The 18,058-nt window shown below is 46.0% G+C and carries 16 protein-coding genes; 14 read left to right on the top strand and 2 right to left on the bottom strand.

Going from position 1 to position 18,058, the window contains the following annotated elements; translation table 11 throughout:
- Positions 1 to 93: 93 nt before the first annotated feature.
- Positions 94 to 777 (bottom strand): deoxyribonuclease V, encoded by a 684-nt coding sequence (gene nfi / locus NYE37_RS10480; protein WP_340711985.1) that lies wholly within the window; start codon positions 775 to 777, stop codon positions 94 to 96.
- Positions 778 to 946: 169 nt separating this feature from the next.
- Between nfi and NYE37_RS10475 the strand changes: the two genes are divergently transcribed.
- The 5 genes from NYE37_RS10475 (at position 947) to NYE37_RS10455 (ending at position 5,563) form a co-directional block, all read left to right on the top strand.
- Positions 947 to 1,078 carry a hypothetical protein gene (locus NYE37_RS10475; RefSeq protein ID WP_340711984.1) on the top strand — a complete coding sequence of 44 codons (132 nt, stop codon included), beginning with the start codon at positions 947 to 949 and terminating at the stop codon, positions 1,076 to 1,078.
- Entirely contained in the window at positions 1,066 to 1,242 is a 177-nt protein-coding gene (locus NYE37_RS10470; RefSeq protein WP_340711983.1) for a hypothetical protein, read from the top strand. The genes NYE37_RS10475 and NYE37_RS10470 overlap by 13 nt, the downstream gene beginning before the upstream one ends.
- Before the next feature lie 426 nt (positions 1,243 to 1,668).
- On the top strand, positions 1,669 to 3,102 hold the full coding sequence (gene proS / locus NYE37_RS10465) for a proline--tRNA ligase (protein ID WP_340711982.1): 1,434 nt from the start codon (positions 1,669 to 1,671) through the stop codon (positions 3,100 to 3,102).
- A 77-nt stretch (positions 3,103 to 3,179) separates the two neighbouring features.
- On the top strand, positions 3,180 to 4,577 hold the full coding sequence (locus tag NYE37_RS10460) for a cobyrinate a,c-diamide synthase (RefSeq protein ID WP_340711981.1): 1,398 nt from the start codon (positions 3,180 to 3,182) through the stop codon (positions 4,575 to 4,577).
- 227 nt (positions 4,578 to 4,804) lie between these two features.
- Entirely contained in the window at positions 4,805 to 5,563 is a 759-nt protein-coding gene (locus NYE37_RS10455; protein WP_340711980.1) for a TauD/TfdA dioxygenase family protein, read from the top strand.
- Between the two features lie 67 nt (positions 5,564 to 5,630).
- Here NYE37_RS10455 and NYE37_RS10450 read toward each other — a convergent pair whose 3' ends face one another.
- Positions 5,631 to 6,728 (bottom strand): GntR family transcriptional regulator, encoded by a 1,098-nt coding sequence (locus NYE37_RS10450; RefSeq protein ID WP_340711979.1) that lies wholly within the window; start codon positions 6,726 to 6,728, stop codon positions 5,631 to 5,633.
- A 322-nt stretch (positions 6,729 to 7,050) separates the two neighbouring features.
- On the opposite strand from NYE37_RS10450, the gene NYE37_RS10445 reads away from it, so the two are divergent.
- From NYE37_RS10445 to NYE37_RS10405, 9 genes are all read left to right on the top strand, one after another.
- Positions 7,051 to 7,746 carry an L-ribulose-5-phosphate 4-epimerase gene (locus NYE37_RS10445; protein WP_037993814.1) on the top strand — a complete coding sequence of 232 codons (696 nt, stop codon included), beginning with the start codon at positions 7,051 to 7,053 and terminating at the stop codon, positions 7,744 to 7,746.
- A gap of 26 nt (positions 7,747 to 7,772) precedes the next feature.
- The gene (gene araA / locus NYE37_RS10440; protein ID WP_037993750.1) at positions 7,773 to 9,197 is read left to right on the top strand and encodes an L-arabinose isomerase; all 1,425 of its coding nucleotides are present in this window, start codon (positions 7,773 to 7,775) and stop codon (positions 9,195 to 9,197) included.
- A 192-nt stretch (positions 9,198 to 9,389) separates the two neighbouring features.
- Entirely contained in the window at positions 9,390 to 10,775 is a 1,386-nt protein-coding gene (locus NYE37_RS10435) for a sugar porter family MFS transporter (protein ID WP_037993748.1), read from the top strand.
- Positions 10,776 to 10,780: 5 nt separating this feature from the next.
- Complete coding sequence (locus NYE37_RS10430) at positions 10,781 to 12,382, top strand: xylulokinase (protein WP_037993813.1); 1,602 nt, start codon at positions 10,781 to 10,783, stop codon at positions 12,380 to 12,382.
- A 253-nt stretch (positions 12,383 to 12,635) separates the two neighbouring features.
- Positions 12,636 to 14,144: a cobyric acid synthase gene (locus NYE37_RS10425; RefSeq protein ID WP_340711978.1), complete on the top strand. Its 1,509-nt coding sequence runs from the start codon at positions 12,636 to 12,638 to the stop codon at positions 14,142 to 14,144.
- Between the two features lie 28 nt (positions 14,145 to 14,172).
- A complete protein-coding gene (locus NYE37_RS10420; protein ID WP_340711977.1) occupies positions 14,173 to 14,694 on the top strand; it encodes an Imm6 family immunity protein in 522 nt (173 codons plus the stop codon).
- Positions 14,695 to 14,765: 71 nt separating this feature from the next.
- Entirely contained in the window at positions 14,766 to 15,275 is a 510-nt protein-coding gene (locus NYE37_RS10415) for an Imm6 family immunity protein (protein ID WP_049719825.1), read from the top strand.
- Between the two features lie 368 nt (positions 15,276 to 15,643).
- Complete coding sequence (locus NYE37_RS10410; protein ID WP_340711976.1) at positions 15,644 to 17,182, top strand: hypothetical protein; 1,539 nt, start codon at positions 15,644 to 15,646, stop codon at positions 17,180 to 17,182.
- 20 nt (positions 17,183 to 17,202) lie between these two features.
- On the top strand, positions 17,203 to 17,718 hold the full coding sequence (locus tag NYE37_RS10405; RefSeq protein WP_340711975.1) for an Imm6 family immunity protein: 516 nt from the start codon (positions 17,203 to 17,205) through the stop codon (positions 17,716 to 17,718).
- Positions 17,719 to 18,058 lie beyond the last annotated feature (340 nt).

Genomic DNA, 18,058 nt, shown 5'->3' with positions numbered 1-18,058 from the left:
CGTCGAGTTGGTCCGGTTGGGCGAATTAAAAATTTAATGGAATGATCCCTGCCTGCATGCACGTGGCAGGGGTTTGTTTTTGTTTGAATAATTTCAGAAGGAAAGGCGGTCTTTTAAGGCCCTGCGGACGGTTTGGTCAGCTTTCCGTGTTGTTTCCGGCAGGCGGTAATGCGGAGAAAGCTTTAAAATCCAGTCGCAGGCTGTCGATAAGGAGATTCGGTGACCAATGGAAACATAGATCGGTTTTACATTGTCCTGAGTCCGCAATACGTTGCCAATCACCTCACCGTGATCGGTCAGGGGAGCATGGCTGCCCCGTCGGGTTCCCGGCTGTCCGGCTTCACCCGTCAATCTTGTTTTGGCACAGCCGATGGTGGGGACATCAAATAAAACGCCTAAGTGGCTTGCGATCCCAAATCGTCTCGGATGGGCAATCCCTTGCCCGTCACAAACAATTAAATCCGGTGCGATGGTTAATTTTTTTAATGCTTTGGCAAGGGGAGGGATTTCCCTGAATGAAAATAAACCCGGAATATAAGGGAAGCGGGCAATGTCTTCGGCAATCGCTGTTTCCACGACATCCAGGGATCCGGCATCCATCACCACGGCAGCGGCAACCAGCTTCCCGGATTTTTCATCATATGCGACATCCACACCGGCAACATACCGGACGGCATCCAGTTGGTCTTTATTTATCACCTTGGAGGCCAAATGCTTTTGAATTCGTAATGCTTCGGATTCGTCTAAATCCCAGGAATGGATCATGCGGGGTTCCAATCTTTTCACCCTTTGTGTTTGTGGTATAGACCATAAATTTTAATAGTTTTGTGACAAAAAGTACAGACCGGCGATCCATATGAAGAAACGAAAGAACCTGCCATGTGCGTGTAATCCGGTACATATGTGATATATATCGTGGTTGAATGGTCGAGGAGAAAATAAGCAAGTGAACAGTTGGCAAAATGGCCACGGAAGTACCAGTTTGGCCGGTTCCATTTATACCTTGACCGTCAGCTGGTATGTGGTGAAGGAAACCGGTGCCGGGCAGATCTTGGGGGGGCGGACATGGGGTTCATGACCATGTTCTCGATCGGTTTGACGCCGGTATCCCACGGGGTGTTCACCATTTTTTTGAATCAGGGCTTGCCCGTTTCCTTGATGCTGATCATTTGCGGAAGTTGCATTGTGCTCTTTCAAGGGCTGATTATCGCTGTCATAAAAGGGATTCGTGCAGTGGATTAATGGGTCTTTAACGTTTTATGCCCGCAAGAACTGGGGCCGGCGCGAACCCATTCCCTGTAATGAGAAAACGATATCGAATGAGGAAGATACAATGCCGATTTCAGAAATGATCAAAAACTTTACTGGATCAGTTTGCTTGGCGGTTCCCTGTTCGCAAGAAAGAGAGTTTGGCAAAGGATGAAGCCGGTTTGGAAGCTGAAAGAAGCGTTGAGAAAGCAGAAGTTCAATCTTGAGCAGATAAAGAAAGACCCTTGCTGCACAGGAAGTGGCAGGGGTCTTTCTTGCAGGATGCGTGGAATTTTTAATTCTCAGGAATGAAAGAATGGAAATAAAACAAACGCGTTGAAGAAAGAAATGAAATATAGTAACATGAATCCACTCGGGCAGAAAATTATGAATTGAAGTACCGGAAGGGGATGATGTCGGATGAGTTCCAAGAAGACTGTGTCGCAGAGCGAAGATTTTTCGGGATGGTACATAGAGACGATCAAAAAAGCGGATTTAATGGATTATTCGCCGGTCCGGGGGTGCATTGTTTTTAAACCGGCCGGATATGCGCTTTGGGAAGCGATTCAAAAAGAACTGGATGCCCGGCTGAAAGAAACGGGCCATGAAAATGCCTACTTCCCCTTGTTTATCCCGCAAAGTTTTTTCGAGAAAGAAAAGGAGCATGTGGAAGGGTTTAATCCGGAATTGCCTTGGGTGACGGAAGCCGGGGGTGATCCGCTGGAGGAAAAGTTGGCGATCCGCCCGACCTCGGAAACCATGATCGGACACATGTTTTCCAAATGGGTGAAATCGTACCGGGACTTGCCTTTGCTCATGAATCAGTGGTGCAACGTGGTCCGTTGGGAAAAACGTACGTTGCCGTTTTTGAGGACGAGCGAGTTTTTGTGGCAGGAAGGGCATACCGCTCATGCCACCGAACAGGAAGCCAAAGAAGAAACGTTTAAAATTTTGGATTTGTACGCGGAGTTTATTGAAAGCGGTTTGGCGATTCCCGTTGTCCGCGGAGAGAAAACACCTTCGGAAAAGTTTGCCGGGGCGGTTCACACCTATTCCGTGGAAGCTATGATGAAAGACGGAAAGGCGCTCCAGGCCGGAACTTCCCATTATATGGGGCAACGCTTTGCGAAAAGTTTCGATATCCAATTTACGGATGCAAACAACCAATTGGCGTATGCATACACCACTTCCTGGGGAGTGAGCACCCGCTTGATCGGGGCATTGATCATGGTTCACGGCGATGATCAAGGGTTGGTGCTGCCGCCGCGCATTGCCCCGACACAGGTCATCATCATCCCGATCGGTGCACAAGGCGAACGGGAGCGTGTGCTGTCTTATGCCGCACCAATCCTGGACCAATTGAAAGCGAAGGGAATCCGGGCGAAACTGGACGACCGGGATAATTACAGTCCCGGATGGAAATTTAACGAATATGAAGCGAAAGGCATCCCGCTTCGCATGGAAATCGGGCCCCGGGATGTCAATCAGGATCAGGTTGTGCTCGCCCGCCGGGACACATTGGAAAAAATCACGGTTCCGACCGCGGAAGTTTTGGAGACGGTCGATCGTCTGTTCAATGAGATTCAGGAGAACTTGTATCAACAAGCGAAAGCCAATTTTGACCGGAACACCCACATGGCGGAAACCCTTGAAGCATTGACGGATATTATCCAAGCCAAGCGCGGTTTTGTCTTGTCCGGCTGGTGCGGCGATGACCGTTGTGAAGCCAAAGTGAAAGAAGAAAGCGGTGCCGTCAGCCGCAACATTCCTTTTGATCCCCCGGAAACCATGAAAACATGTGTCGCATGCGGAGAGAAAGCCAAATACACCGTCTGGTTTGCCAAGTCTTATTAATGAACGGAATGCACCCTGCTGCAAATAAAGTGGCAGGGGATTTCTTATGAAATGGGAAGGAACGGGGGAGATGTGCCATGAACGAAAAAAGACCGAGGCTCGTCATTGCCGGAACGGGGAGCGGAGTGGGCAAAACGACGGTGACCCTTGGTTTGATGGCGGCGTTTCAAAAGCGGGGGCTCAAGGTGCAGGGATTTAAGGCCGGGCCGGATTATATTGATCCGGGTTACCATACGGCGATCACCGGGCGCCCTTCCCGCAATCTGGATACTTGGATGGTGCCGGCGGAGGACATGGTGGAGATTTTTCTCAATGGCAGCCGGGATGCCGATCTTTCCATCGTAGAAGGGGTCATGGGACTGTATGACGGCAAAGATCCTTTGAACGACAAGGGGAGCACGGCGGAGATAGCCATTTTGTTGCAAAGCCCGGTGATCCTGGTGGTGGATGTTTACAGTTTGGCGCGCAGTGCGGCGGCGGTGGTGAAGGGTTATCAGGGGTTGAATCCGTCTGTGCCCGTGGCCGGAGTGATTGCCAACCGGGCCGGAGGGGAAGGACATTTTCAGCTTGTCAAATCTGCAATTGAAAAAGAGTGCGGCATTCCGGTTTTCGGTTGGCTTCCCCCGGATCCGTCCGTTGACATCCCGGAACGCCATTTGGGTTTAATCCCTGCCCTTGAACGGGGGGAAATGGTTCCCCTGTTTGACCGGTTGGCAGAGCTCATGGAAAAAGGAGTGGATTTGGACGGTTTAAAGAAGGTTGCCGGGAATGCCCCTTTGCTTGCCGGGCCCGGGCGTCGGCTTTTTTCGCAAAAACGGATGGAACCACATCCCGTCACCATCGCGGTGGCAAAAGATGCGGCTTTTCATTTTTATTACCCGGAAAATCTGGAGTTGCTGAAGCAGTACGGAGCCCGGCTGCAGTTTTTCAGCCCGCTCAAAGGCGAACCGGTGCCGGAAGAAGCCGATGGATTGATCGTGGGTGGCGGGTTCCCGGAAGAGTTTGTGCGGGAATTATCCGCAAATGAGGAAGTGAAACGTTCTTTCCGGGAAAACATCACTAGAGGCATGCCGACATATGCCGAGTGTGGCGGATACATGTACTTGACCGAGGCGATCGTGGATCGGGAAGGGAAGAAACATCCGATGACGGGCGTGATCCCGGCCGTGGTCCGGATGAATGACCGATTGACGGCGCTGGGGTACCGGGAAGTGGAAGCCGTGACAGACAACCTGTTGCTCAAGCAAGGGGAGAAAGCGCGTGGACATGAATTTCACTATTCCACGCTGGCGATGCAGAAAGAGCAGGATGCTTGGGCTTATAAAATCCGCGGGCATGCCGGCAACAAGCGGGAAGGATATGCACGGGGAAATCTTTTGGCCGGGTATACCCATCTCCATTTTGCTTCCAACCCTTCTGTGGCCAAACGTTTCATTGTGGCTTGCCGAAACTACCGGGACAGCAAGAAGGGGTAAGCGCATCATGGTGTGTTGCTTGCCCCGTCTTCTTTTCCAGGGTGAACCCTGAAGAACCATCACTGATTGACATCATAAGTAATTTTTGGTATCATTATTTCCGAGTAAACAGATGTGAAATATATAATTATCCGACCAGATCACTGGAGGTTCCTGTATCCCGGCTTTTACGGCCGGATTGGGACCTCCTTTTTTGTTTGGAAATCCCGTTGAAAGGAGCAGGTGCCATGTCTGGATTCATTTCCGGAGATTCCCGTCCGCTCAAGTTTGAAAACCGGGAAGATCATGTCGGTCCGCGCCATTTACGCCGTTTGCCGGAAGGAACAAAGGAGCGCCCTTATACCCTGTTCAAAGTGAAGCCGCTCACGCCGGTAATCGGTGCTGAAATTGCCGGGGTCAACTTGAGCGGGCCTGTCACACCGGAGCTGCAAGCCGAATTGAACCGGGCGCTGCTTGAGTGGAAGGTGCTTTTCTTCCGAAATCAAAACGTCACCAGTGAACAACTGAAAGTTTTTGCACGGTTATGGGGAGAACTGGAGGTTCACCCTTTTTTGCCGCAAGGCGAGTCCAAGGAATTTGTCCGGTTTGCCAGGGATCAAAAGCAAGCCGGATACGAAAATATCTGGCATACCGATGTGACTTTCCGGCCCCGTCCGGCAAAAGCTTGCCTGTTGAAAATGATCAAGGTTCCGCCGGTTGGGGGCGATACACTGTGGGCAGACATGGGAGCCGCCTATGACAATTTACCCGACAAGATCAAGGAGAGCATCGACGGGCTGACCGCCATTCACGACTTTACCCCGGCTTTCAGCGATTTCATGACAAAAGAAGAATTGGAGAAAAAACAAGCCGAACTGTTGGCGACCGGCCGTATTAAAAGAGGGAACATCCCCTCTTTTTTATTTGTCCATGTCACGGTTGGAGAGGATCCATTTAGCTGTATGGATTGTTGCCAAATCTGGCAAGGTGTGTGCACTGAAACATAACAGACCCGCTTAATTTACCGGACTCAGTGAAGTTTCGAGCGGGGTTGTTTTATGTTTATGGAAATTATCAGGGGTTCTCTTTATTCAATTCTTTCACTGTTTCACCTTCGATTAATCTGGGTTGATAATAGGTTTGGTAAGGTAAATCCTTTTTACCCTGTAATTTCTTAATAATCCAATTGGCAGCATCATAACCCATTTGTTCTTGCGGGTGTGTCAATGTCGTCAGCTTAATAAAAGAGGTTTTGGCGAGAAAAGAATTGTCCTGACCAATAATTGACAATTTGTCCGGAACCGGGATGTCAAGTTGTCTGCATACATTTACCAATTCAAATGCGACCTCGTCATTGTAGCAGACAATGGCCGTCAATTCATTCAGATGTTTGTTCAGGAAATCTTTTAAGTTCATGCCCAAAGCCGGCTTTGTCTCTGTATTGAATGATAAGACCAACTCCGGCTGAAAAGGGAGTCGGGCTTCCTCGAGCGCTTTGATATACCCTTTCATTCTGTGCTTACCCTGTAAATCATCCATTTTTGCAATGAGTCCGATTTGCGTGTGTCCTTTGGAAATCAATTCATTGGTTGCAAGATAACTGGACTGTACATCATCCAGACAAAGAAAAGGGACATCCAATTCATTGTAATAAGCATTGATCATAATAAACGGAACGTTTTGTTTCTTTAATGACAAGTAGTATGAAATATTGGGATTGTACAAGTTGCTTTTGGTGGGTTCGACGATCAATCCGTCGATGCCGGAAGACAACATCATTTCCAAAGCCTTTTTTTCTTGTTCGATCTCATTATTGGTGCTGGCCAACAGCAATGAATAGTTATCCTCATTCAGTCTTCTTTCAATGCCCCGAATGATGGAAGGAAAAATATAATCCGAAATATAGGTTGTGATCACCCCGATGGTTTTTTGGTTTGAGTGGGCCCCCGACTTTATTTGGAACTGATTGCTGACATAGGTTCCGGACCCCTTGTTGCTTCTTAAAAAGCCTTCCTTTGACAGTTCCAAAATGGCTTTTCGCACGGTGTGCCGGCTGACTTTGTATATTTCCTGCAAGGCTGACTCCGTGGGGATTTGTTCTCCAACACTGTATTCCCCGGAAAGAATTTTACTTTTGATGTCATCGATGATTGCTTGATACTTTGGTTTCATATTACCACTGCTCCTGACAGTTGTTTGTTCTTTGCTTCCGTTTTAAAAATTTGTATGGACATATCTTAACATGATGTGAAATGAATCGAAAGCGGTTAAACAATTGGTGCGAACAAATTTCCAATAATCGTAATCGGCGTCATTCATTTCGTTTGTTAATACATAAATATAAATGAGATTTTCATTTATTTTGTAGAAGATGTATGCACATATTTTGTTTAAGATTGACATATGTACGTATAAAAAATATACTTACCTTAAAAGCGCTCCCCGGTGGTTGTTTTTAACCATTGATTTTAAGTCGGAAACCGGAGGGATGAAATTGTTGGAACAGCTGAAAGAAGAAGTGTTTCAAGCCAATTTGCAATTGGTTGAACACGGGCTGGTGAAATATACCTGGGGGAATGCAAGTGCGATTGATCGTGAAAGCGGTTTATTTGTGATTAAACCCAGTGGTGTTGATTATGCAACGATGAAGCCCGGTGACATGGTGGTGGTTGATTTGGAAGGCAATGTGGTTGAAGGTAAGCTGAAGCCTTCATCGGACACACCCACTCACGCGGTGCTCTATAAGCATTATGAGGAAATTGGCGGGATTGTGCATACGCATTCGACATGGGCAACCATCTGGGCTCAGGCAGGTTTGGATGTTCCCGCGATGGGAACCACGCATGCAGATACATTCCACGGTTCCATTCCATGCGCCCGTTATCTGACGCCAAAAGAAATTGAACGCGGATATGAAACAGAAACGGGAAACGTGATTATTGAAACATTCGAAGAACGGGGATTGGATATCTTGGCCGTTCCCGGGATTTTGTTAAAAGGACATGGTCCGTTTACATGGGGGAAAGATGTAAGATCGGCGGTCATGCATAGTGTCGTGCTTGAAGAAATTTCAAAAATGAATTTCTTTACACAAGAATTAAATCACTTTGCAAAAGAATTGCCGAAACATATTTTAGATAAGCACTATTATAGAAAACACGGAAAAAATGCCTATTACGGACAAAATTAAAAGAAAATAAAGAAAAGAGGGGTACGATGTCAACGCCGAAAAGACGGGAATTTTGGTTTGTCGTGGGTTCGCAACATCTCTATGGGGAAGAAACGTTGGCCAGGGTGAAAGCGCATGCACAAACCATAACGGATGAATTAAATGAAAGCGGTTTATTGCCGTACCCGATTGTGTTGCAAGACTTGGCCGTGAGTGCCGACAAAATCACGAACATCATGAAAGAAGTCAATTATCGGGACGAAGTTTGCGGAGTCATCACATGGATGCATACGTTTTCGCCCGCAAAAATGTGGATTCGCGGGACAAAATTATTGCAAAAACCATTGCTTCATTTAGCAACACAATTCAATGAAAGCATTCCTTGGGAAACGATTGACATGGATTTTATGAACCTGAATCAGGCGGCGCATGGCGACCGTGAATATGGTTTCATTAATGCCCGCTTGAAAAAACAAAATAAAGTGGTTGTCGGATACTGGAAACGCGAGGAAGTACAGAAGCAAATTGCGGAATGGATGGATGTGGCAGTTGCTTATAACGAAAGCTTCCAGATTAAAGTAGCCCGTTTTGGCGACAACATGCGCAATGTTGCGGTAACCGAAGGGGATAAAATCGAAGCGCAGATTCAATTTGGATGGACTGTTGATTACTATGGCATCGGCGATCTTGTTCAAGAGGTGAATGCCGTCAAAGATGAGGAAGTTGATGCCTTATTTGAAGAGTATGCAAACCTTTATGAATTTGATTACGGGACGTACAGTAAGGAAGATTGGGAGAAAAGCGTGAAAGTTCAGGCGCGTTATGAAATCGCCATCAAGCGCTTTTTGGATGAGCGGGGTTACAATGCTTTCACAACAAATTTCGAAGATTTGCACGGCATGAAACAACTCCCGGGGCTTGCCGTGCAGCGTTTGACAGCCCAAGGATACGGCTTTGCCGCCGAAGGGGATTGGAAGACGGCGGCACTCAACCGGTTGCTCAAAATCATGAGCCGCAACGGTTCAACCGGTTTCATGGAAGATTACACGTATGAATTGGCGAGTGGTCAAGAGTATGTGCTTCAATCCCATATGCTGGAAGTGGATCCCGCGCTGGCAAAGAACAAACCGAAAATTGTTGTATCTCCCTTGGGGATAGGCAATCGTGAGGATCCGGCCCGATTGGTGTTTGACGGAAAGGCGGGGGATGGCGTTGTTGTTTCAATGGCGGACTTCGGTACGCATTTCAAATTGTTGATCAATGAAGTTTCCGCATTTGAGCCGACCGTTCCTGCGCCAAAACTTCCGGTGGCCCGTGTGCTTTGGCGCGTCAAGCCGAATTTTCATGACGGGGTTCAGGCCTGGATTGAGAACGGAGGCGGTCATCATACCGTGGTTTCATTGGATTTGTCAACGGATCAGATCGTCACTTACGCAAAACTTGTCGGTGCAGAATACGTGGTGATCAAGTAATCACAGCTTCCGGGGAATCGGATTCCCCGGAAGGGATCCTTCTTGGAAAAGGGGATCTTGGTCACTTTCCCGTTCATGGTTTCAGGGAAAACAAGGCCAAACACATTTTTGAAAACGTTTTATTTGTTTGTCCGATATTGTTACATGAAAGAAGGGCAAGTCAGTAAGCTGTCAACACGAGGAGGGACAGGAATGGCGAATGATAAGAAAATTCCCAGTGGATTTATCTATTTTTTCGGGGCTTTTGGCGGTATCCTCTTTGGCTATGATATCGGTGTGATGACGGGGGCATTGCCTTTTTTGGAACATGATTGGAATCTGCAGAACAATGCCGGTGCAATTGGTTGGATCACTTCTTCTCTGATGTTTGGGGCGATTTTCGGAGGGGCTTTGGCCGGACAACTTTCAGACCGTTTGGGACGACGAAAAATGATTTTAATTGCTTCCCTGATTTTTGTTGTTGGTTCTGTTTTGTCAGGGATTGCCCCGCACAATGGAATCTATTTTTTGGCCGGTGTCCGGATTTTATTGGGACTGGCTGTCGGAGCCGCTTCAGCGCTGGTCCCGGCTTATATGTCGGAAATGGCACCGGCAAAATTGCGCGGCCGTTTGTCAGGAATTAACCAAACCATGATCGTTTCCGGAATGTTGCTATCATATATTGTTGATTATTTATTGAAAGATTTATCCGTAACCATGGCTTGGCGTATGATGTTGGGAATGGCCGCCCTGCCCGCTTTGATTCTGTTTATCGGTGTTTTGCGGCTGCCGGAGTCTCCCCGTTTTCTGATAAAAAACAACAAACTGAATGAAGCCCGCAAAGTATTGGGCTATATTCGTCAGGACCCGGAACAAATCGAATCCGAAATAAAACAAATTCAAGAAACCGTGATCGAGGAAAAAAAGGCAAATCAAAAAGCATCATGGAGTACGCTTTTTCAGAGCAAATATCGCTATTTGGTCATTGCCGGTGTCGGGATTGCCGCTTTTCAACAATTTCAGGGAGCGAACGCCATTTTCTATTACATTCCCTTGATTGTGGAAAAAGCAACAGGGCATGCGGCAAAATCCGCATTGATGTGGCCGATAATTCAAGGGATCATTCTGGTGTTGGGTTCCCTTGTGTTCCTGTTGATTGCGGATAGATTTAACCGCCGGGCTTTATTGACCATAGGCGGAACCATCATGGGATTGTCTTTTATTTTCCCGGCTGTGATGAATGTGTTGATTCCAGATGCAAACCCGATGATGATCGTTGTTTTTTTGAGTATTTATGTCGCTTTTTATTCATTTACTTGGGCTCCGTTGACCTGGGTAATCGTAGGGGAAATTTTCCCGCTGTTAATCCGTGGGCGGGCGTCCGGATTGGCTTCGTCTTTTAACTGGATCGGTTCTTTTTTGGTGGGACTGTTGTTCCCGATTATGACGGCTTCAATGTCTCAAGAAGCAGTATTTGCAATCTTCGGTATTATTTGTTTACTCGGTGTTTTGTTTATCCGCACACGCGTTCCGGAAACACGTGGCCATACTTTGGAAGAAATTGAGAAATTTGAGAAGGGTACGAATAGATTGGGGTGAATGAAGTGGATTTGGTTAAAGTTTCAGAGGCCGTTAAACAGGGGGATGTCACGTTAGGCATTGAATTGGGATCGACGCGTATCAAAGCTGTATTGGTAACAGATGATTTTCATACAATTGCGACGGGAAGTTATGTCTGGGAGAATAAATTTGAAAATGGAATATGGACGTATGCATTGGATGAAGTATGGGAAGGGATTCAAAGCAGTTATGCGCAACTTGCCAAAGAAGTCCGAAGCAAGTACCAGGTCCCTCTCACCAAGATCGGCGCCATCGGTGTCAGTGCCATGATGCACGGATATTTGGCTTTTTCGAAAAACGGAGATTTGTTAACCCCGTTTCGAACCTGGCGTAATAACATCACAGAACGAGCCGCCAGCCAATTAACCGACTTGTTTCAATTTAATATTCCGGAACGATGGAGCATTGCCCATCTGTATCAAGCCATCTTAAACCAAGAGCCCCATGTAAAAGACATTCATTTTATTACCACCTTGGCTGGTTATGTTCACTGGAGGCTGTCCGGAAAAAAGGTGTTGGGAATCGGAGATGCTTCAGGGGTTTTCCCCATCGACGAAGTGACCGGAACTTATTCTGCCGGCCTTTTAAAACGGTTTGAGAGTCTGGAAAATGTGGCGTCTTATCCATGGAAGATAAAAGAGATTTTGCCGGAAGTTTTAAAAGCAGGTGAGTGCGCAGGGAGATTGACCAAGGAAGGGGCCCGGTTGCTGGATGCCGGCGGCAAGCTTCAAGAAGGCAGCTTGATGGTTCCTCCGGAGGGGGATGCCGGAACCGGGATGGTCAGCACCAACAGTGTTCGTAAACGGACAGGAAATATATCAGTCGGAACCTCTGCTTTTTCCATGATTGTATTGAATAAACCATTGAAAAAAGTTTACAGAGATGTCGACATCGTCATGACACCCGATGGCACCCCTGTGGCGATGGTCCATACGAACAATTGCTCATCGGATATTGATGCTTGGGCCAATCTGTTTAAAGAGTTTGCAGAATGCTTGGGTGTGGATATAAATACGGATAAATTATATGAAACATTGTTTCAGGCTGCAGCCAAGGCGGATTGCGATGCAGGGGGATTGGTCAATTACAGTTATTTGTCCGGGGAGAATATTACCAGAATGCCTGCCGGACGCCCGCTTTTTGTCAGGAATCCCGACAGCACGTTTACCTTGCCAAATTTTGTTCTGGCTCAGTTGTATGCAGCCTTGGCCCCGTTAAAAATCGGGATGGATATCCTGAAAAAGGAAGAGCAAATCGAAACAGAATTCTTTATTGCCCAAGGAGGTCTGTTTAAAACGCCGGGCATTGCCCAGCAAGTTCTGGCCAACGCCTTAAATACACCTATTGCGGTAATGAGTACAGCGGGGGAAGGCGGAGCTTGGGGGATGGCTTTGCTGGCGATTTACGCCAAACGAAAAGATCAGTATCAAAATTTGGAGGACTTTTTGGACCGGGAAGTTTTTGCGAACCTTGAAAGCACCATCTTATCTCCGGAGCCTGAAGGAGTTTCCGGATATGAAGCCTTTATCGAACGATATCAAAAGGGCTTGCCCGTTGAATCCATGGCAATCAAATGCCTTCCATAGCAATAACAATGAAAAGCATTTCTTCAACAGGGTTGAGGAAATGCTTTTTTTCTGCAGCCGGTTTTCTCGGCCGATTACGGATTTTCGGATCAATATGCCGGCTTGCGTTGGGGGACTTTTTTTCTTTGCACATTCAGTGCCGTCACAGTTTTCATTGGCGGGAGCGAAGAGAGCATCGTTTTATAAAAGGGAAAAAGAATGAAAATGTGCAATAATGAAACGAAACATGATCGCAAAAGAGAGGTGTAACAAGATGAAGGCCATCATGCTGCAAGGAACGGCTTCCGATGTCGGAAAAAGTGTGATATGCACGGCTTTTTGCCGTTATTTTTTTGAAGAAGGTTTTCGGGTGGCTCCGTTTAAGTCGCAAAACATGGCTTTAAATTCGTATGTGACACGGGATGGAGGGGAAATCGGCCGGGCACAGGGCATTCAGGCGGAGGCGGCGGGAATTGAACCCACGGTCGATATGAACCCGGTACTTCTGAAGCCCACAGGAGAAATGGTGTCGGAAGTGATTTTGCACGGGCGCCGTTTTGCCGAACTCCGTGCCGGTTCGTTCCATCATGAACTGGATTCGATTCTGGCTTCCGTTCAACAGTCGTTGAACCGGTTATCCCGGGATTATGACGTTCTGGTGATGGAAGGAGCAGGGAGTCCGGCGGAGATTAATTTGAAAGAGCGGGATATCGCGAACATGTGGACGGCCCGGATGGCGGATGCGCCGGTTTTGCTGATCGCCGACATTGACCGCGGGGGCATGTTCGCTTCGGTTGTGGGCACCTTGGAATTGCTGGAGCCGGACGAGCGGCGGCGGGTGAAAGGCATCATCATCAATAAATTCCGTGGAGACAAATCATTATTGGAACCGGGAATCCGATGGCTGGAACAGCGAACCGGGATCCCGGTTTTGGGTGTCCTTCCTTATGTGGAGGTTGGCATCGATCCGGAAGATTCCCTGTCGCTCACCGAACTGGCGTTAAAAGGAAACCAAAAAGAAACGGCCGATCTGGATGTGGCCGTGATCCGTTTTCCCCGTATTGCCAACTTCACGGATTTTTCCCCGCTCATGGATCATCCGGATTTGTCTGTCCGGTTTGTAAAAGCGGCCCGGGAACTGGGAAGACCAGATGTCATCATTCTGCCCGGGACGGAAAATCCGAAAGAAGATTTTGCCTGGCTGAAAAAGACCGGACTGGAAGAAAAAATCCGGGTGTTAAAAATACAAGGAAGTTCGGTTATCGGGATCGGCGGAGGCTTTCCCATGTTGGGGACGAAATGGGTTTATCCTGATTGTGAGTCCGAACGCGAAGAGGCCGGTTTGGGGCTTCTTCCCATGGAAATACAATGGAATTTCAACACACCAACCAGCCGGAGCCAAGCAAAACCTTTGGCCGCTTGGGGAGGACCGGACCCGGTGGAAGGATATGAGATTCATTCCGCCCGCCCCCGGAAATCCGCGGGAGTTTCTCCACTGTTTGAGCTGTCCGACGGCCGGTTCGACGGCGCGGTTTCCGAAGACGGAGAAGTGTGGGGAACCGGACTTCACGGCGTTTTTGACAATCCTTCCTTTACCGTGCATTGGATCTGCCATCTCCACTTGAAAAAAGGGTTGCCAAAACGGAAACAAACGATGAAACGAAGAAGGGAAGAAAGGGAAAAGATTTACTCTTTGCTGGCGCAATGGATCCGTGAACACATGGACATGGAACAAGTGAAAAAGATCATGGGACTTTGCAGGGACAAAGACGACAGGGAGTGACGGGATTTTAATAAATCGGAGGATTAAGATGGAGAAATGGTATAAGAAAGTAAATATGGATGCGAAAGCGGCTTATTATTTGGCCTTATCTGAGAAGGTCCTCGATAAATTAGCCGGATATGACTGGTTTTCCACTGTGAGAAAATCCATGGATATGTGTTGGGAGTGGACAGAGAATAAAAAGGGTGATTCCTATCTCATGTACTTGGAATTGGCTGATGAAGATAAGGGATTTTATATTATTGGACTGGAATATGACGATTTCGAAGAAGGCTCGCAGGAAGAATTTATCTATTGGTGCCTTTTTTTGGCTGTTTCTTATACCGTAAAGCAAGCACTCCTCTTTGAAAAAAGAGAACATGAAGCCCCTCAGGAAATACAACCCATTGATGATGAATATATGGAGAAAGCGTTTATGCAAAATATCCGAAAAGTAAACGGCTGCCAAGAAGAATGGTTCAAACGCTTAAAAGAGTACCTGCTGAAAAATCACCCGGCCGGAAGTGACAAAGAGAACCAAAGAGAAGAATTGTTGAGGTTGATTGTATAAATGAAAAGAATTCCGCTCTCTTAACCGGAGCGGAATTTGTTTTTATAATCCTGGTTGAGGAGGGGCTCATGATGATTTGGTATGAAAACATAACTGACGATGCCAAAGTGGCTTATGTATTGTCTTTGACAGAAGAGATTGCGGAACAAACAAAAGATTATGAATGGTACAGACTTATTCGGAGATTATTGAAGATGTGTTGGGAATGGGTGGAGGAGAAAAAACATAGTGCCGATGATATCTATTATGAATTTGACGATGAAGATGATGCGATGGTTTACATAGAGTGTTACCCGGAAGTTAAATCCAATCCACAATTAAAATATCTTTGTTTCTGTATATTTGACGGTTTTTGTTATGCCATTTGGAAAGCGTATCAATACGAAGGGGAGAAATCAGTGCCACAGTATTTTGAAAGCGAAAGTGATTTGTCGATTCAGGAGTTTACAGAAAAGATAACAAAAATAGACGGCTGCCAAGAAGAATGGGCCGAACGTTTAAAAGAGTACCTGCTGAAAAATCACCCGGCGGGCAGTGACAAGAAGATCCAAAGAGAAGAGTTGTTGAAGTTGATTGCATAAATGAAAAGAATCCCGCTCCTTCTTCAACAGAGTGGGATTTATTTTTTTCCATGGTTTTTAATTGACGGATCTTTGCTATACAGAAGTGACCTTTAAACCGTGCAACAGCAATTTAGTCCAATGATTGAACCTTCCTGCAATAAGCAGGTTTATTTCGGCTTATTTTTTATCGCAATTGTCATCAACAAATTCATGCACTATTTATAAAAATTTATATATAAATATAATTGCCAAGGAGAATAATACTTTTTAAAATTATTAATTGTTTCCTGTACAATGTATTTAGAGAAATAAGAAAGGAGGAAACGGGGTTACGGATTTTCGTACCCGTCGAAGATATGGGAAAATATTTTGTACGGTTTCTCCTTTTGTTGCTGATCGTCTCGGTGGGAACAGCCTTCTGGGTTCATGACCTTGTACATGCTGACGGGGGAATTAATATTCCTGAAATTAACGAAGATTTCGATCAATTCGAACAAAAAGACCCGGTTCAGAAGGAACAACCGGTCTCATCCCCTCCGGTTGAAAAAAAGAAAGGAATTGTGGATAAGTTTACCGAATCATTGTCAAAGGTTGGAGATTGGTTCAAGGGCAAAATTTCAGGAGCATGGGAATGGACCAAAGAGAAAGCGGCTGCCTTTTGGGATTGGTTCACCAAGATTTGCTCCAAAATGGCAGAAGTTGTGATTGATACGCTGTCATCGGCTTGGGAATGGGTGAAAAAATATAAAGAATATATTGCTTTTGCCGTCGTTTTAGTGGTTGGTGTTGTATTATGTCTTTTTCCGCTCACGTCTGGATTGGGTGCGGCCATTCTGTGGGGAATGGGTATATCCTTCTTAGTCAGTGCCGTTTTAAATGGCGGGATTAATAAGAACACTTTCTTGGAGGCGGCCATTGGCGGCATTTTGGGATTGGTTGGAGGAGGTATCACGGCAGGAGCTTCCCGGGCATTGACGAGCGGCATCGGGCAAAAGCTGGTCATGGGTGCTAAGAATTCCAAAGTATTGGGGTCTGTTCTGCAAGGAGGACAGAAACTGGTCTCCAAATTGCCGGCACCTCTGCAAAAAGTGTTTGGCAAAGGCGGATTCCTCGGATCGGTTGAGGGTGCCGGAACCAGTGTGACAGACGATATCCTGCATGGGCGGAAGATCAATTGGAAAAATGCCATTTTGGCAGGAGTTTTTGGAGCCGGCTCCGTCGCCGTGGTTCACTTTGCCCAACCAGCGATCAATAAAGCTGTTCAGCAATTGGAACCGGTTCTGGCCAAAACCCCGATTGTCAAAAATATTTTCAACAAAGTTGACGATTGTTTTGCTGTACAGCCAACCAGAGGGTACCATGCTTTGTTCTTGGCGACAAATATTAAATGTGATTATTCAGGCATAACAGACATTCTGAAAGAAGACTTGAAAAATTTGAGAGGAAAAGTAGGTCATAATAAACATACCCTTGCTGTTGCCAGAACAGATGTTAAAGGATTGGAAGATCGATTGTTTAAAGGTGCTTCGCCTGGTGCCATAAAAAAAGCATCAAAAGAAGCCGGGTTAGTTCCTTTGGATGAAAAATATCCAAACAGATCAATTAAGTCACCGTTTGATAGTCCGCAAATGTCTAGACATGCTGAAGAATATGTCATGGCTGAATTTGAAGCTGCAGTAAAAGAGGCTAAATTAAATCCAAAAGAAGTATCTGGAAAGCTATATATCCATCAATCAAACCCTAGAGGAGCATGTCCGGCATGTATTGCGGGAATTACAAACCCTGATGCAAAGAGCGGTATATTCTTGGAATTTAGCAAGATGTATCCTAAGCTTGAAATAGTAGTTACATCGGAAATAGTAGAAGGAAAAAAAGCTGTTGGAAGACAATTCTTTAGATTGAAAAATGGTAAATATATTGAATGAAAATCAGGAGGTTTCCTGGGATGGAATGGATTGAGAATGTGAGTTCAGAAGCAAAAGTGGCTTTTCTGCTGACATTAACAGAGAAAATCATGCATAAAATAGAAAATTATAAATGGTATGGCTTGACCAGAAGAACCATGGATATGTGTTGGGAATGGCTGGAAGAGAAAAAGCATAGTGGAGATGAACTTTATTTGAAAATAGACAATGATGTGGATGGATTAGCACATATCAAAGGGGTGGCGTTTGTCGATGATCAACCGGACCCTCAAGAAAAGGCGCTGTGGTTTTGTGTAACACAGGCGGCGTTTTATGTTACATGGCAGGCTTATGAATATGAAGAGGAAGAATATGTTCCACAGGCGATAGAAATGACAGATGATGAAGTAATTGATTGGTTCATGGAAAAAATAGTGAAAGTAGACGGCTATCAGGAAGAATGGGCGGAACGCTTAAGAGAGTACCTGCTTAAAAACCACCCGGCAGGCAGTGACAAGAAGATCAAAAGAGAAGAATTGTTGAACTTGATTGCATAATTCCGTGGAGGTAAAAAGACCCGCTCCAGAAAAAAGAAAAGGGAGCGGGTTATTAGTTTTGTTAAAGATAACAGTTGGGCTTTGTTTCTAATGAATTATATTTCCAAAAGTGTTAAGGGAATTTTACTTACAAATTGGATATGGCTTTTTGTGTATTAACTAGGTTAGTTTTATGAAATCGGATCATGGATCCTCATTCCATCGCAGATTTGATCTTGGGAGAAGATATCTGGGAAGATTATGATTTGGTGGATGAAATTGCGGAGCAACCATACCGGTTCCCCTTATTGAATTAGGCGATGACTTGATTTGAGCCAAGAGAGAAAAGAAGAAATTCATC

It is taken from the genome of Thermoactinomyces sp. FSL K6-2592, from assembly GCF_038006465.1.
Classification (GTDB): Bacteria; Bacillota; Bacilli; order Thermoactinomycetales; family Thermoactinomycetaceae; genus Thermoactinomyces; species Thermoactinomyces vulgaris.
Note: the sequence above shows the minus strand (reverse complement) of the source record. Positions and strands in the feature narration are given on the sequence as shown.